General features: G+C 34.8%; 13 protein-coding genes. 6 read left to right on the forward strand and 7 right to left on the reverse strand.

Features of this window, described 5'->3' with window-relative positions; translation table 11 throughout:
- Nucleotides 1-20: 20 nt before the first annotated feature.
- Nucleotides 21-467 carry a GatB/YqeY domain-containing protein gene (locus DLK05_RS09760; RefSeq protein WP_127343820.1) on the forward strand — a complete coding sequence of 149 codons (447 nt, stop codon included), beginning with the start codon at nucleotides 21-23 and terminating at the stop codon, nucleotides 465-467.
- Between the two features lie 110 nt (nucleotides 468-577).
- On the opposite strand, the gene DLK05_RS09765 is transcribed toward DLK05_RS09760, so the two are convergent.
- The 6 genes from DLK05_RS09765 to DLK05_RS09790 form a co-directional block, all read right to left on the reverse strand.
- Complete coding sequence (locus DLK05_RS09765; protein ID WP_127343821.1) at nucleotides 578-2701, reverse strand: peptidylprolyl isomerase; 2124 nt, start codon at nucleotides 2699-2701, stop codon at nucleotides 578-580.
- Between the two features lie 220 nt (nucleotides 2702-2921).
- Complete coding sequence (locus DLK05_RS09770; protein ID WP_127343822.1) at nucleotides 2922-4181, reverse strand: hemolysin family protein; 1260 nt, start codon at nucleotides 4179-4181, stop codon at nucleotides 2922-2924.
- Between the two features lies 1 nt (nucleotide 4182).
- On the reverse strand, nucleotides 4183-4386 hold the full coding sequence (locus tag DLK05_RS09775; RefSeq protein ID WP_127343823.1) for a hypothetical protein: 204 nt from the start codon (nucleotides 4384-4386) through the stop codon (nucleotides 4183-4185).
- A gap of 39 nt (nucleotides 4387-4425) precedes the next feature.
- A complete protein-coding gene (lptC, locus tag DLK05_RS09780) occupies nucleotides 4426-4995 on the reverse strand; it encodes an LPS export ABC transporter periplasmic protein LptC (RefSeq protein WP_127343824.1) in 570 nt (189 codons plus the stop codon).
- A gap of 4 nt (nucleotides 4996-4999) precedes the next feature.
- Nucleotides 5000-6337 (reverse strand): tetratricopeptide repeat protein, encoded by a 1338-nt coding sequence (locus DLK05_RS09785; RefSeq protein ID WP_127343825.1) that lies wholly within the window; start codon nucleotides 6335-6337, stop codon nucleotides 5000-5002.
- A 260-nt stretch (nucleotides 6338-6597) separates the two neighbouring features.
- Nucleotides 6598-7344 carry a type III pantothenate kinase gene (locus DLK05_RS09790; protein WP_127343826.1) on the reverse strand — a complete coding sequence of 249 codons (747 nt, stop codon included), beginning with the start codon at nucleotides 7342-7344 and terminating at the stop codon, nucleotides 6598-6600.
- 208 nt (nucleotides 7345-7552) lie between these two features.
- On the opposite strand from DLK05_RS09790, the gene DLK05_RS09795 reads away from it, so the two are divergent.
- Nucleotides 7553-9028: a PAS domain S-box protein gene (locus tag DLK05_RS09795; RefSeq protein ID WP_127343827.1), complete on the forward strand. Its 1476-nt coding sequence runs from the start codon at nucleotides 7553-7555 to the stop codon at nucleotides 9026-9028.
- Between the two features lie 8 nt (nucleotides 9029-9036).
- On the opposite strand, the gene mfd is transcribed toward DLK05_RS09795, so the two are convergent.
- Nucleotides 9037-12399 carry a transcription-repair coupling factor gene (mfd, locus tag DLK05_RS09800; protein WP_209319818.1) on the reverse strand — a complete coding sequence of 1121 codons (3363 nt, stop codon included), beginning with the start codon at nucleotides 12397-12399 and terminating at the stop codon, nucleotides 9037-9039.
- Nucleotides 12400-12935: 536 nt separating this feature from the next.
- Between mfd and DLK05_RS09805 the strand changes: the two genes are divergently transcribed.
- From DLK05_RS09805 to DLK05_RS09820, 4 genes are all read left to right on the forward strand, one after another.
- The gene (locus DLK05_RS09805) at nucleotides 12936-13601 is read left to right on the forward strand and encodes a hypothetical protein (RefSeq protein ID WP_127343828.1); all 666 of its coding nucleotides are present in this window, start codon (nucleotides 12936-12938) and stop codon (nucleotides 13599-13601) included.
- A gap of 376 nt (nucleotides 13602-13977) precedes the next feature.
- On the forward strand, nucleotides 13978-14577 hold the full coding sequence (locus DLK05_RS09810; protein WP_127343829.1) for a hypothetical protein: 600 nt from the start codon (nucleotides 13978-13980) through the stop codon (nucleotides 14575-14577).
- A gap of 534 nt (nucleotides 14578-15111) precedes the next feature.
- On the forward strand, nucleotides 15112-15294 hold the full coding sequence (locus tag DLK05_RS09815; protein WP_127343830.1) for a hydrogenase subunit MbhD domain-containing protein: 183 nt from the start codon (nucleotides 15112-15114) through the stop codon (nucleotides 15292-15294).
- A gap of 110 nt (nucleotides 15295-15404) precedes the next feature.
- The gene (locus DLK05_RS09820) at nucleotides 15405-16580 is read left to right on the forward strand and encodes a TraB/GumN family protein (RefSeq protein ID WP_127343831.1); all 1176 of its coding nucleotides are present in this window, start codon (nucleotides 15405-15407) and stop codon (nucleotides 16578-16580) included.
- Nucleotides 16581-16760: the final 180 nt, after the last annotated feature.

Consider the following 16760-nt stretch of genomic DNA (forward strand, 5'->3'; position numbering starts at 1 on the left):
TTCTTTTTAAATATAGAATAATGAGCTTATTAGAACAAATTAATGCAGATATTAAGTCTGCGATGAAAGCTAAGGAAAAAGATAAATTGCAGGCAATTCGTTCTGTAAAATCTGCCTTTATGCTAGAGATGACAAAGACTGGAGCCACGGAGCTTGAGGATACTAAGGCAATTGGGATCCTCCAAAAACTTGTAAAACAGCGTAAAGATGCTGCAGAAACATACAAGAGTGGTGGAAGAGAGGATTTAGCAGATAAGGAACTTCTCGAAATGGGTTTTCTAGAGGTTTATTTACCAGCTAAATTAACTGATCAGGAATTAAGCATAGCTATTGAGCAAATCATTAACGAAACAGATGCTTCATCAATGAAGGATATGGGAAAAGTAATGGGAATTGCGTCCAAACAATTGGCAGGAAAAGCTGATGGAAGATCTATTTCTGACAAAGTTAAAGCGTTATTATCCTAACCAAATATTGGTGGTTGAAATGCTTAATTTGACCTGAATATTACGGATTTAAAAGACACAAAAAAAGCGGAATGATTTCGATCATTCCGCTTTTTTTGTGCGATAAGTTTCTAAAAGAACTTATATCTTTTGTCAACAACATTAGCATTATCTTTCAAAGCCTGATAGGATTGATAGTTAGTGCGATATTGATAACCTTGTTCTAGTCTTGATTTGTAAACATTAATTGTCTCATTAGTCACTTTATCCTCAGAGGTATTGGTAACTAAAAGAACATATACACCCTGATTCCCTTTTACAGGAGAGGATAATTTCCCTTTTTCAAGGATAGAGGCAGTACTAATTACATTAGGCTCTATTCCAGCTCCAGGTATTTGGAAAGATTGAAAGCTAATTCCAGATGCATTTTTCAATTCAAGATTCTCTTTCTGTGCAACAGACAAAAGGCTTTGTGCACCCTTGCTATCTCTTGTGAGTTCTGCAATTATTAATTTGGCTTTCTTATCTTTTCTAATCTCACGTTTTATCGTTGAAGCTACATCTTTAACAGCTGCATATCCTTCAGCTTTTATATCAGATAAAATGGCAACAACAAACTTATTTCCAAATTCAAAAACACCAGAGTTCTCGTTATTCAAGAGGATACTCTCCATTTCATCGTTCTTAAAAGCAGCTCTCACTAAATCTCTGGAGTTTTCAAGACCGGGAATTAATTTCGTATCTCTTTTTAAATTAGCTGTTCTTCTTTGAAGTTTTTGATCGGAAATAGCTTTAAAAAAGGAATCTTTATCCTGATTGTTTCCGGCAAAAGTACGTGCTATTGCATAAGCAGCCTGAGTAGTTTTCTGACTTGCTTCTACTTTTCTATCAATAATAGCGAGTTGAACTTTCTTAACTTTTTTACCAAGGTTAGTCACCTGAATGACATGAGCTCCAAATTTAGTTAGCACTACTTTTATTTCATTCTTTTTAGAATTGAAAGCTGCATCATTAAATTCTTGAATCATTTTACCTTGTGTAAACCAGCCTAAATCCCCACCATTTACAGCAGAGCCTTGATCGTCGGAGTTAGATTTTGCTATATCTGCAAATCTTGCACCTTTCTCAATCAAAGTTTTTAAACTATCGGCTTTTGCTTGTGCAGATTTCATATCTCCCTTTATTGGGCGAATTAAAATATGACGGGCTTTTACAGAATCAGGTAACATTTTAATGTCACTTATTTTAGCTAATTTATAAGTTTCATTTTCAAAATATGGACCGAATACTTCTCCTTTTTTGCCAGTGAAGCTAAATTCTTGTAAATCCTTATTTTTAATTTCATCTTTTTTGAAATAGTAAGGATTAAATTTGGTATCGCCATTTAAATCAACAAACTGAATGTTATTGATCTCTGAAGTAAAATCACCTTTGATGTCAGCAACCCATTTTTCAGTTGCTTTATAATCTTCTGTTGAGGGTTCAATCAAAAAAGGAACGTAGTCAATTCTTCTTGATTCGGTTTGCTTGAATAAATCCTGATGTTCGTTATAATAGGATTGAATTTCATCATTACTAACAGTAACTGTACTATCAGAAATTAAATTATAACTCTTAACAATGTAGTTAAAATCAACTTTTTTGCTGCCTCTATTTGCTAAATCCTTCACAATAGCATTAGGCATATATAGTCCCTTTTGAATCAAAGAATTATATTTGGTTAAAGTTCTCTGGTTGCTAATAGCTTCTTCAATATTTAACCAATAAGCCTTTTGTGGAGTTCCATTAGGAGCTGAAATTAATTGCTTTAATGTTGATACTATTTGTTCTGGATTTACGGTTCCATTTTCATTTTGGAATAATTGACGGATTGTTGGATCTATGTTACGACCTTGAACCATGTCAAACAATTCGTCTGAAGAAACAGATATTCCAAGTTCATCGTACTCGCGATTCATCACTATTTCCTGAACCATTTGTTGCCAAACTTGCTCTCTCATTCTTTCAATTTGATCAGAAGGAATTGCAGATTGTCCTGACATTAGTTTCGCCACCTCAACACTATGATTGAATCGTTTTTGGAAATCACGAATATTAATTGATTCACCGGCAATTTCTGCCATTTCATTTCGTGAATTTGCCAATAAGGAACCACCGGATTTCAAGGCATCTCCAGCAATAAATGCAAGTAAAGCACCTCCAATAATGATTCCAATAAAAACACCACGGTTTCTTATTTTTTGTAATGTTGCCATCGAAAAAGATTTAAATATTCTTAATTAGGCTACGAATATACAAAAAAATGAGAAATGATCGTGTTTTATTCAATCCCGTTTGAAAGTTTTATAGTAAAATAAGATTAGCAAGCTTTTTGAGGAAAAATTGACACTTTTATTCGATGATTTATTGGCAAATTTGAGGTGAAAACTAAGGATTAGGATGTCGTGGTTTTGCAAGAATAAATCTTGTAATAGACTAGGAGTCAATTCTTAAATTTATTTTTTCAATTCTAGTATTACTTACTTCTATTATTTTAAAAGAAAATGCATCAATTTTAATACTCTCATTGTATTTCGGAATACTTTCGTGATTAAATAGAATGAATCCATTCAAGGTTTCAAAATCTTCCGATTCAGGTAAGTTAAAATCATATTTGTCATTTAGGTAATCAATTTCCAGACGTCCTGAGAATATATATTCCGTATCGGATATTTTTTGCTCTATTAAATCAATATTATCATGTTCGTCTTCAATTTCTCCGAAGATTTCCTCCATCACATCTTCTATCGTTACCATGCCTGAAGTTCCGCCAAACTCATCGACAACTACAGCTATACTTTTTTGTTCTTTGGTGAAGAGATTTAAGAGTTTATGAGCAGCCATGGTTTCGGGTACGTAAATAATTCTGCTGAGAGCCGTTTTAATACTTTGTGGTTTTTTGAATATTACGGATGAGTGGACATAGCCAATGATATCATCAATAGAATCTTTGTAGATTAATATTCTCGAATAACCAGTTTCAATAAATTTCTGTGTTATTTCTGCAATACTACAATTCTGTTCTAGTGCTTCTATTTCATTTCTTGGGACGATGCACTCCCTTAATTTCACTTTAGAAAAATCGAGTGCATTTCTGAATATTTTAATGTCATGAATCTCTTCTTGGGCTATTGCTTGGGTTTCTTGACCTTCCTGAACTAAATGATCTAAATCAATCTTTCCAAATACTTGTGTGGCATTCTCACCAGATATCTTTGTGTTTAATACTTTGTGAATAATGTTTTTTGAAAACAGCATCGTTATTATCGTAATTGGATAAAAAAGGATGTAAAAGAACATTACTGGAAGTGCAAATAAATTTAATGCTAGATTTGGATTAATTCGGAATAATGTTTTTGGTATAAATTCAGCGGTAACTAATATTAACAGAGTGGAAGTAACAGTTTGAATGGTTAAAACTAAAGAGGCCGAATTGGTCCAAATATGGATGTATGGCTCGAGAATCTTTGCCATGATTATACCATAAACTACCAAAGCAATATTATTACCAACAAGCATTGTACTAATATAGTTACCAGGGTAACGGGAAAAAATGGATATAATTCTGCCGGATATGGTGTTTTTGCTTCGGTCTATTTCCATCCGGAGTTTGTTGGCTGTAATGAAAGCGATTTCCATACCAGAAAAAAAAGCTGATAAAGCCAACATTAAAAAAACAATGAATAGATTATTCATTCTAATTCTTAGATTGGTTCTTTTCTTCTGTTTTTCTTAAATATCGGCGATAGCTAAACATGAAACTAGCAATAAGTGCAATAAAATACAAAATTAAGTTATCGGTGAAATTTGTTTGTATGGTTTTATAAATGGCGACAACTAAACTGGAGATCATTATTATCATCCAGACAATTTCGAGAATAAAAGTTAATTTGTGCTTCACAGTAGATATGGTTTTAGATGCAAGATAAAACGTTTTATTTTATTTTTGTGTTTTGTCATCTAAATAAACTTCACCACTAACTTTTTTAAGTGTAATCTTGTCCATTTTTTCATCTGAGGTAAATCCGGTTCCTTCCAGTACTTGATTGTCAATGGTAGTGATACGTACATATTGATCCGAATAGATTAGATGTTTTGCTTGATCCCAATATAATAATTCGGTATTGATTGTCTTTCCGTCATCACTAATTGCTTCCACATCATAACGGAGTTCCCATAAATTATCATTAGTGTAATTCTTTGCAAAGTTGGCCTTAATTTGCCACGCTTGGGTTCCATCCTTTTTGTAGGAAATGATTTTACCACCCTTTTGAAATTCGTTATAACTCTGATCGGGATTGCGAATTTCAAAAAATTCAGGTGCGAATGCCCGATAAGTTATGCGTGTAGAATCTGTAATTATATATTCTATATCATTACCAGATTGAGTAGGTACTTCATTTTTACTAGTGAGATTTTGTACCTCTTTTATGCTGTTCTCACATGACAAAAGCATTGTAATCCCTAAAAGGACTACAATGCTTTTGATAATATTGTTTGTGTTTTTCAATGTTCTATTCGGTTAGCCTTACTTTAGTAGATTCATTAATCCAACCCCCTACTTTATAAGTGTCGCCATTTTTAATTCCTTCAAAGAAAGCGTCCTCTTTACGTGGAAAATACTTAGAGTAAGTGTTGATTAATCCTCGAGCTTCCTCAGAGCATTCAGGATCAATGTTTTTAGCTTTAATGAATTTATCCACAGCAACCCAATAAACTGCTAAGTGTTCAATTGGCTTGGTTCCGTATTTTTTACTATAAGCAGCATATGCTTTACCGATCAAAATATATGGTTGACCCCAATTTGGTCGTTCACTAATTGCTTTTAATGCATTAGATTTAGCAGCACTATATTGATTTTGCATTAATTGAATGGTTGCCAATTTGAAATGTAGATCAGCTTTTATATCTGTATTTTGCTCCAGTTCAATAGATTTGGATAAGTAATTTTTACTCTTCGTAAAATCTTTTTTCTTGATAAACATTTTAGCCAAATTGTGTGCAGCATCAGCATTTGGTTCTAATTGATATTTTCTTTCTGCAACTTTGGCATACAACGCACCATCTTCACACTCCTGACGATTCAACATGCGTAAAATCTTGTTGATTAAGGTAAGATCGTCTTTATTTGCTTCAAATTTAGGAGTGAAAATATTACTTAGCGTTTCGCAATCAGCAACACCAGCTTGGAAGAAAATTTGCTCAACATTCAAACGAGCATTTTCAATATTTTGTAATTTCTTAGGATTTTTTTCTATTTCCTTCTTTTTAGCAGCCATATCCATAAACAGTAAGTAATTGTCAATTACTTCCTCTGGTTCAATTTCTTTGTTTTGAACTAAAATTTTGGATGCTTCCATGGTATTGGCAATTACTTTGGCTTCCGATTTTAATCCACGCATTTCAATGGATTTTTTCAAGATACCATAGGCTTCTTTTACAGCAGGAATATTTTTTCTCTTGTAAGAGAATAAGTCTCCTCCTTTTCTACCTAAGATATAACCTTTCGGGTATCTACGATCCTTGCCAAAATATTTGATCCTTTGATCATATACCATCATTAGGGTATCTATGTACTTTGGGTTTTGGGTTTTTCGAAGCATCCCACGCATTATTTTAATACCATTACTGTAGGTTGATTTTTGAAAAGCAGGAGCATTGTTGTACACATATCTCCATCCTTGAAGTGCTTCTGCATAATTTTTTTGTTTTACCATCTCTACGTATAAAGAGGCATTCAAAATTGTTTGCACACTATCCAATCCATACTTCGACTCTACAGTTTGAGCCTTTACAGTAAAGAGACTTGAGAGCAAAAGAACTACTGTTACGATTGAAAGTCTTGTCTTCATGTTACTAATTTTTTATAATCAAGTTTATTTTTTTTGCAAAACTAGGGAAATAATTGTTAGATCTTTTTGAATAATGTCATAAGTCAATTTCAGAATAAAAATAACGAAACTTTTAGTTTTGTGTGAACTAAAACTGCAAAACTCATACCAAAAATTCAGTATAAGCCTTATAAAAAGATCATGACGATCAATTGATAATGCATAATTTTAGATTCATGCAAAACTATAAATAAATTAGAATTGTGCAAAAACTTTCCTCACTAATCATTAGAATGAAGTAAATTAAATTCTAGTATACGATTTAATCCAATTAATAAGATATCAGATTCTAATTGGCTAAAATTCTGAATAGAATGGCAAATAAATTTAGCATCTCCACCTGTTATTACCACTTTAAATTCAGTATGCTTAGCTTTTAATTTCGTAATGTAGGAATCTACTTCAAATACAATTCCATTTTGAACTCCATTTAGTATAGCATCGTGGGTGTTTTTCCCGATCAGGCTAAATTCATCCTTGTGGGATAGTAGCGGAAGTTTTTTGGTAAAATGATTTAAAGCCTTAAATCTCATCTCTAATCCGGGAGAAATGCATCCTCCAATGTATTGATTTTGAGAATTTACAAAATCAAATGTAATTGCAGTGCCTGCATCAATTACTAATATATTCTGATTTGGATATTTACCGGATGCTCCAATGCAAGCTGCAAGACGATCGTATCCTAAGGTGCTTTTCGATTCGTAAAGATTTTCGATAGGAACGGGTAAATGCGAATCAAAGAAGAAAACTTTCCGGCAGTGACTTTTTAAAAGAAGTATTAAGGATTCAGGAAAATCGCGTACCGAAGAAACAATAGAATGTTTTATATCCGGATGTTCTGCAATCATAGCACGAATGATTTTTTCTTCCGTATCCGACGAATATTCAAGCAGAATCATCTTGCCTTGCTTAAATAAAGCTGTTTTCGTTTTGGTGTTTCCTATGTCGATAATGAGATGTAAACTCATAAAATGATTAGGTGAATTTATTGTAATAATCTTGTAAAATCGGCTAAAATTAGCAAACTTTAAGCAAATTAGTTTTCTGATCTCTAGGAAATTTAATATCAGGGAAATACATAGCTCCAAACAGATTGATATACAAGTAAGTTGTTGCGGGATATTTCAATGAAATAGATTCAGAATTTATGCTATTAAAAATTCAATAATTATTTGGATGAAGAAAAAGATTTTGATTGTTGAAGATGATAATTTGATTTCTACCATCTTCCGAATGTTTTTAAAGGAATTAGGCTATGATTTGCTTGGTATTGTTGAGGATGGCAAGGAAGCAATCCGCATGTGTGAACAATTAAATCCTGATATTGTATTGATGGATGTACATTTGGGAGGAGATTTGGATGGAATACAAGCTACCGAGATTATTAAAACAAAATTCGATATTCCGGTTATCTTTCTTTCCAGTGATACCGAGGAAAGTACAATTCAGCGGGTTATTAATACGCATTCCTATGGATATTTGGTGAAACCCATTGACAAAAAGGAGTTGGGAATATCTATTGAATTGGCTTTTTACAAACATCAATTTGACTTGGATCAGAAAATGCGGGAAACACGCTTCCGTAATTTCATCTCCGATTCTCCAGAAGCTATTTTGGTGGTAAATGAAAATGGTTTGATCGAATACCTGAATTGTCTGGGTTTAAAACTATTCAAAACCGCTTATATTGAAGACTTGATGGGCTTGCCATTACTTTCATTTGTAGAGGAGGAAGATCATGCTGATTTTAAGGAGAAATTGGATTCTTCTCTGACAATGGAGCAGGGGATTGAATATACACACCTAAAATTAAGAACCATACATGGCGATTTTATTGATGTTGGACTAACCGGAGCCCAAATTGAATTCAACGGAAAGAAAAATTTACAGTTGATTATTCGGGATGTGACACAAGAATATGCGTATCGTCAGATGCTAGCTGAAAAAGCCAATATCATCAACAATTTTTACGATGGAGTGGTGACTTTTGATATGAATGGTAAGGTGAGATCCTGGAATAAAGGTTGCGAGCGAATATTTGAAATTTCTGAAAAGGAAGCGATTGGGAAGTTTTATTCGGAAATGGGAATATCCAAAAACCAAAAAACATTTGCTGAAGATTTATTAATCCCCACCAATAAAAAGGGCAATTTGGAACTGGATATCGTGATGGAGAGAAATGGTTCTTCCTGTGTGCTAAACGTTTTTTCCTCTCTGCTGCGAAATGACAAAGAGGAGGAAACAGGAATTGTATGTTATATCCGCGATATCAGTGAAAAAAGAAAGCATGAACTGTTGCTGGAGGAGAGCGAACAACGCAACAGGGATTTGATTAATGCAATTCCCGATTTGATTTTTGTGGTGAATAAGGACGGTATTTTCGAAGATTACAAATTAGATGATGAATCTGTTTTGGCACTTCGTAAAGATTCTATTATTGGTTCGCATATTAGTGATGTATTCGATAATTCTACACTAAAAGAAGTGGAATCGAAGATTTCTAAAGTGCTTTCGATAGGCTTTATGGAAAAATTTAAATACCAAATGGATACTGCGAAAGGTTTACTTTGGTTTGAAGCTCGCATCACCAATCTCGGAAACGAAAAGGTTCTGGTTTTGGTACGCGAACTGTTAGAGATAAAAAAAGCTTAAGCCTAATGCTATTCCGAAAGAATTTGAGCCAGTGTTTCACTGGCTTTTTTTATGCCATCAATATGCTCGAAACTTAATTTTAGGCGATTTTTGGCTTCCTTCATCTTACAAGGAATTGTTTGGCTTTGTACAAATTGTAGTACCCTGCTAAATTGAGGCGATTGATAGTAGGCCGATTCCTGATCGGAAATAAAATAAAGTACCATCTTGTGGCTTTTTAAAACCAGTTTCTCAATTCCCAAATCTAAAGCCAACCATCTCAATCGAACCACATTTAGCAAATCGAGACTTGCAAGGGGAAGTTCTCCAAAGCGATCTTTTATTTGGCTCTCGAATTGCTGTATTTCTCCCTCCTCTTTCATGTTGTCCAATTCGCGGTACAACCTGATCCGCTCCGAAATACTTTCCACATAAGTATCCGGGAATAAAATTTCCATGTCGGTATCTATCTGGCAATCGTTGATGAATCGGATGGTTTCTTTTTGCGCTTCTTTTTTCTCGTCGGCAAAAACATCCTTAAATTCGTTTTCCTTTAATTCATGCATGGCTTCGTTAAGGATACGTTGATAGGTTTCGTAACCAATATCCGTAATAAAACCACTTTGCTCGCCACCCAAAAGATTACCCGCACCACGAATATCCAAATCCTGCATGGCAATATTAAAGCCACTTCCCAACTCCGAAAAACTTTCGATAGCCTGTAGTCTTTGGCGTGCTTCCTGAGTCATCGATTCCATAGGTGGAGTAAGCAGGTAACAGAAAGCTTTTTTATTGGATCGGCCTACACGACCGCGTAACTGATGCAATTCGCTTAATCCGAAATTCTGACCGTTGTTGATGATGATGGTATTGGCATTTGGAATATCTAAACCCGACTCGATGATGGTGGTTGCTATCAGCACATCGTAATCGCCACGAATAAATTCCAACATGATCTTTTCCAGCTTTGGTCCGTCCATCTGGCCGTGAGCCACAACGGTAGATACACCGGGCACAATGCGATGTAGCATCTCCTGAACCTCCTTGATATTTTGTACCCTGTTATGAATAAAGAAAACCTGCCCGTTTCGTTCTACCTCGTAGGTAATGGCTTCGCGAATAATATCTTCGTCGAAATTGTGAACTTCGGTAGCAATGGGATATCGGTTTGGCGGTGGCGTATTAATGATGGATAAATCGCGCGCACCCATCAGTGAAAACTGCAAAGTTCTTGGGATAGGGGTTGCTGTTAAGGTAAGGGTATCCACATTCACTTTCATTTGCTTCAGCTTTTCCTTTACCGATACGCCAAACTTTTGCTCTTCATCAATAATCAGTAAGCCCAGATCTTTAAACTCAATATCTTTACCAATAATTCGGTGTGTGCCGATAAGAATATCAATCTGCCCGGCTTTCAGATCCTTTAAAATTTCCTTTTGGTCCTTCGCTTTTCGCATCCGACTGATATAATCTACCCGACAAGGAAAATTGTGCAGTCTGTCGCCAAAGGTTTTGAAATGCTGAAAAGCCAAAATGGTAGTAGGAACCAAAATGGCAACCTGTTTGTTATCAGCCACAGCTTTAAAAGCAGCACGAATGGCAATCTCAGTTTTTCCAAATCCCACATCACCGCATACCAGACGATCCATAGGGTGGGGCGACTCCATGCCTTCTTTGGTGGCGATGGTGGCTTTCACCTGATCGGGAGTATCCTCGTAAATAAAGGATGCTTCCAGTTCTCGTTGCAGGTAGGAATCGGGGGTGAACTGAAATCCTCTTTCGGCCTTTCGCTTGGCATATAAGGCAATCAGATCTTTGGCAATATCCTTCACCTTGCTTTTGGTTTTCTCCTTTAGCTTTTGCCAGGCACCGGTTCCCAGCTTATATATTTTAGGTGCACTGCCGTCTTTCCCCTTGTATTTTGATATTTTATGCAGGGCTTGCAGACTAACAAATAATATGTCGTTGTCCTTGTACACCAAGCGAATTACTTCCTGGGTTTTGCCATTTACATCAATACTCTGTAATCCTCCAAAACGACCAATTCCATGATCGGAATGTACGATATAATCGCCCGGATGCAGTCGGTTGATCTCCTTTAAGGTAACTGTTTCTTTAGCCTTATGTACTGTAGCGGTCTTCAGGTGGAATTTATGGTAGCGATCGAAAATCTGATGATCGGTGAAGCAGGAAATTCTAAGGTCGCGATCCGAAAAGCCTTCGTGCAGGGTGTTTTTTACATCCTGAAAGTCAATTTCTACGCCTTTATCTTCGAAAATATTACGGATTCTTTCAATCTGCTTGGGATTATCGGAAAGAATATAGTTGGCCTCGGCTTTTGCATTGTTGTTGAGCAAATGCTGGGCGAGTAAATCAAAATTTTTGTTGAAGGATGGTTGTGGTGCCTGGTTAAAAAGGATTTCCTCCTGTGGTGGGAAAAAGAATTTCTGACCGAATTCCAGACTGGAGAACTTATCCAGATGGTTGATAAAATCCATTCCTTTAATCAGGTAATCTTTTGTTGCTACGGTATCTTCACCCAGTTGCAGGTGAGGTACTTTCTCGATTGTATTTTCGTAGATAGACTGAACTCTATCGCTGATGAACTGTACATTCTTACACCAGAAAATAGAATTGCCGGGAACAAAGTCGAAGAAATCTATTCGCGAGTTTTTCAACAGATTTTCCTGTATGTTCGGAATCACGTTAACCTGATCGAGCTTTTGAATGGAGAGTTGATTTTCCACATTAAATAAACGGATGGAATCTACTTCTTCGCCAAAAAAATCGATACGGTGAGGATGCTCATCTGAAAAGGAGAATATATCGATGATGCTTCCGCGGATGGAATACTGACCGGGTTCTACAACAAAATCGGAACGTATAAATTCGTAATCAACCAGCACTTCCTCTATAAATTCAGGCGAGAGCTTTTCGCCAACCTTTATCTTGAGGGTATTTTCATTTAGTTGGTTTCTGCTGATTACTTTTTCGACAATAGCTTCCGGAAAAGTAATGATGAATCGGGGTTGATGACCGGAATTTAAGCGGCTCAATACTTCGGCGCGCAGTATAATGTTAGAGTTTTCGGTTTTCTCGTATTGTACCGATCGTTTGTACGAGGATGGAAAAAACAGCACCTCTTCCTCGTCGATCAAACTACACAAATCATTATAAAAATAGGCTGCTTCCTCCTTATCGTTCAGGATAAAAAGTTGCGGGCGATTCTGCGCTTGCAATGCTGATACCACCAAAGGCAAGGAAGAACCGAGCAATCCTTTCAGATGAATTTGAAATTTCAGTTCTTTCTCGAAGTATTTTTCAATGCTGTATCGAGCAGGATGCTCCTTAAATAATTGTGTGAGTTGTTTCAGTTCCAATTTCCTGTACATTATATATTGAATGGCAAATTTAGGGAAATCTTGGAAACAGAGTGCCTAACAAGCTTCAAATTATAAATAGGATGCTGTTGGCTTGTCAAATGGTTACTGCCAACCTATGACTTGTGGCTTATACTATCAAATAACAATAGACTTGCAGTAGTTGGGGGTAATTTCTTTCTTATCGTAGTTTTCAGACCTGTCAGGTTTTTTAAAACCTGACAGGTATAATCAGTGGGGGTGTCTTTAATAGCTGGTATATTTACATGATTTTGGGCTTTTTATGCTCTGTCTGTTAATTGCGATGGTTCTGTATAACGACTAAAAAGCATGTTTAATCGACTAAAATGCATGGTTTAAATAATAAATAATAGAATGTTGATGTTTTTATAAATTGGGAATATAAATATTTGTTAAATTTATATCTCAATCATAAAAAGAGGGGGTAGTAAGGTTTCGTGCAAGATTGATGTTTATGATTTAGTTAAGAATAAGGAATTAATATATTCTCTTCGGAGAGTTTTTGTATAACTAAAATAGACCAAATCATGGCTAAATTATTAAACGACGGAATGTCATCGCAAGTACACATTAGTAATTCTAACCGACATGTTCGTTTGTGCAAACAAACCAAAGGAACAGAAGTATTGGTGGATGCAATGACTCCAAAAATCAGTACTTTAAAAGAAAAATATGCTGCAACATTAGGGCAAAAGGAAAATCGCGATGCTGCCTACGACAGTCTGGTTTTTAACGATGCTGTTTTAGACGATCAGATTCGGAGTACTTCGGATATTGCAAAGCAATACGATAGAGAGAATCCTGGACGCCCGGTTCATAAACTTCTTTTTCCTGATGGTGGCTACACCAGTGTTCTTCGTTCCTCTTATGCTAAAAAAGCCAATACTGCCGAAGAAATTATTGAGCGTATTAAATCATTGGGAGAGGAACATCCATTGGCAAGTCAAATTATTCATCTAACAGAAAGTATCGCTAAAGTTCGATCCTCTATCACCGCTTTGCAACAAGCAAACACAAATGTACGCACTGCCATTGCCAACGAAGAAGTTGCCCAGGCAAACCTACGACAGCAATACGAATTCAATTACCTCGATGCCATAAAGATGTTTGGCAAGACATTCGCCAATCGCCTGTTTCCACAAACTGTTTCCAAGAAAAAAATTGAGGAAGATGTGACAATTATCGATGCATAAGCACTCCGATAAAGGAAAAGTATGCTGTGTAAGATTACAAAGCATACTTTCCCAAAATAAAACAACTCATGTAAGCTTGCACGGTATATTTTCCAAAAGAAAAATTGCTAATGTAAGCTTACAAGGCGCATTTTTAAGCTGTTAAATATATATTGTAAGCTTACATGGCATACTTTCATGGAGGAAAATAATAAGTGTAAGCTTACATAGCACGCTTACCCAAAGGAAAACTGCCTTTGTAGCTTTACAGGCATAGCTTGACAAAAATGAAATGTACTTTGTAAGGTTGCAAAGATATTTGACTGGAAAAAAAACAGGAATGTATTTCTTGCGGTAGTGGTGCCAATACATTTTTAGTGTATTAAATATTTTAATAATGAGATACAAATTACTTTTAATTGTTTGTTTCGCATCCTATGTAATGATTGGATGTGAAGATAAGGACAGAACTAAAATTCCTACAGCATCATTCGATATGTATGAGTTGAGCAAGATTGTTATTCAGTATGATATTCCTGGGGAAGGAGGTGAAATATTAAATGTTGATACTTCGGAAATTGTCCCTAAATTATTTTTGCTTCACGATAATCTATATAATGGTGTTTATTACGATCAAATTTTAGAGAACAGCAAACCTGATGATGTTTTTTATTTTGAAAATGGATTCGCTGAGAAGTTTCAGCTTTATAATTTTTCTCAGTATGTGTTCTGGGATAGAAAGTTTGAGCTGTGCGATGAATATGCACGTAAAATGAATGGGAAATTTTACCAGTTTCCTATCAGCGAAATACCTGTTGATTTTAAGGATACATTAAAATACTCTGACGTAAGACACACCATAGTAACAAAAAAAGTGGATGATTTTATTACGCTTAGTTTACAATCAAAAAATATTGCTACCGATGTTGTTTATAAAATAGATCATATTTATAAAGCGACAGGTGAAAAGGTTGTTTTGCCTTATTATGGAGAATAATATTCAGTCTTATCTGTGCCGCAAGTCTGCGAGCCCAGATAGTCCGAGTATGCAATGACTGATGGTGCGAGCGTGTCGCTCGTATCTATTTTCAAAGAAAATAATTTAGATACAACCTACTTGCAAAAAAATGTGAGTGGGTTTTTGTGCCTTATAACTTTCTATATTCGAAATATATCATAAATTTGTTAACGATTCACTTAATGCATGTTGATTTGTACTGCCTTTTAGCGCATTGCATTTCGAAAAGTCACCAAAATCTACTGCGGCACAGGGTGAGCGCATCACTGGAGATATAGTAATGCTAAAAATTTTGCAGGAGAAAAAGGACAAATTGATGTTCAATTTTTGTAAGGACTGTATTCACAGAGCACGAGCGAAACGCTCGCGCTAGCCTTTGCTAGAACACACTGGGACTATGTCCATTTAATAAATACGAAACGTTTAAATTTGAATAATTATTAACCTATACAGGTTGATAATTATTTTATTCATGGTATAACCAATATGCCACTGTCGAAAAATTATAAACATATGAGAAATTTCATAATCAACCGAATTAAAAGAGGCGTTGTTTTTGGTGTAATATTTATTGGTGTAAGTATATATTTCTATTTTACTAATGCATTAGATTTGGCTTTAACTTTTTTTGTAATTAGTATTACTCTAATTGTTGTGTATTTAATTTATTTTTTTTCAAAGAAAGGATCGATATAACAAGATAGTTTGTAAATCTTGTGAATATCGATATGCTTGTATGGATTGCCGTGCATTTGTTGAAGATATAAATGATCCCTATTCAAAACCAATAAAATGTTTTAAAAGCAATGAAAAAATTTAAGTTATTTTCACTATTTTTTCTTTTAACGGCTATAAGATTATTTTCACAAGTCCCTTTTCCATTTAAGCCTTTGCAAACGAAAGATTATTATGAAGCCTTTTGTTTTCTTAAAAATAACAAAGACAAGTATGTTGGGCATAAGTTCGAAAATCAATTCTGGCAAGCCTATGGCACATTGTCAGCTTTCCTTGGTCAATATAAAAAGGCAGATAGATGTTATTATTTAAGGGATTCTATTTTTAATAATTTAGGGGACAGTATCGATCATTTAAATATTTCAAAATATGCCATTAGCCAATTAGACCTAAATAAGTTATATCAAACTAATAGTGTAATACTTTTAAACGAAGCACATTACAAGTCTGAGGATAGGGCTTTTTTATACAACCAACTACCTTTTCTTAAAGAAAAGGGCTATAAATACCTCGCTATTGAAGCTTTAAACAATGGAAAGTGGTTAGATACAGATTTAGAGAAGCGTGGTTACCCAATTTACAATAAAACTGGAGTGTATATAAATGATCCGATTTTTGCTCATGTCATTCGCAAAGCTCTAAAATTAGGATATCAATTAATTCCGTATGAATCTTACTCTCAGAAGAGAGAAGAGGAACAAGCAGAAAATATAGTGAAAGTGTATAATCCAGCAGAAGGTAAACTTGTTGTATTTGCTGGATATGCTCATATATGTGAAGATTGCAATAAAAAATTAATGGGATCTTTTTTAAAAGAAAAATTAGGACAAGATGTTCTGTCCATATCTCAAGATATTCCAAATAAATTGAGATTTAGTATGCATGACTCTGTACAGTTTTATTTAGCAAATTCTGAAAATGAATGTTATGATTATTATCTGACATCTCCCCGAAAAATCGATAATTTAAATATTCCTGGATGGTATGAGTTAATGGATTTTCAATTGCAACCTTTACATGATTATTATACCAAAACAATCGAAATTCCTTCTCTTGTTCAAGTTTATTATCCTAATGAACAAAATGGAATCCCAGTTTTTCAATATCTGATAGAGAGTGAAAATGATAAGAATATGTTACTAGCTTTTCCTTCTGAAGGAGAATATAATTTAGTTGTCACTAATAGCAACAATATCGATTCATTAAAAATTAACACTACAGTCCGATTAAAATTCAGACGGAGGTAGATATTGATAATAGTATTCTCATCTACGTGGCTCTCTTTATTATTATAAACTTATTTTTACCATACCATAGCTCCTAAGGGAGCTAAAAAAAATCCCAGAGGGATGGTATGGTAGAAATCTATTTCTTGAAAAAGTAATAAGTATCATAGATACGACAGGTAATTTAATAGGAAATGATTT

It is taken from the genome of Ancylomarina longa (assembly GCF_003996985.1).
In the GTDB taxonomy this organism is placed as follows: Bacteria; Bacteroidota; Bacteroidia; order Bacteroidales; family Marinifilaceae; genus Ancylomarina_A; species Ancylomarina_A longa.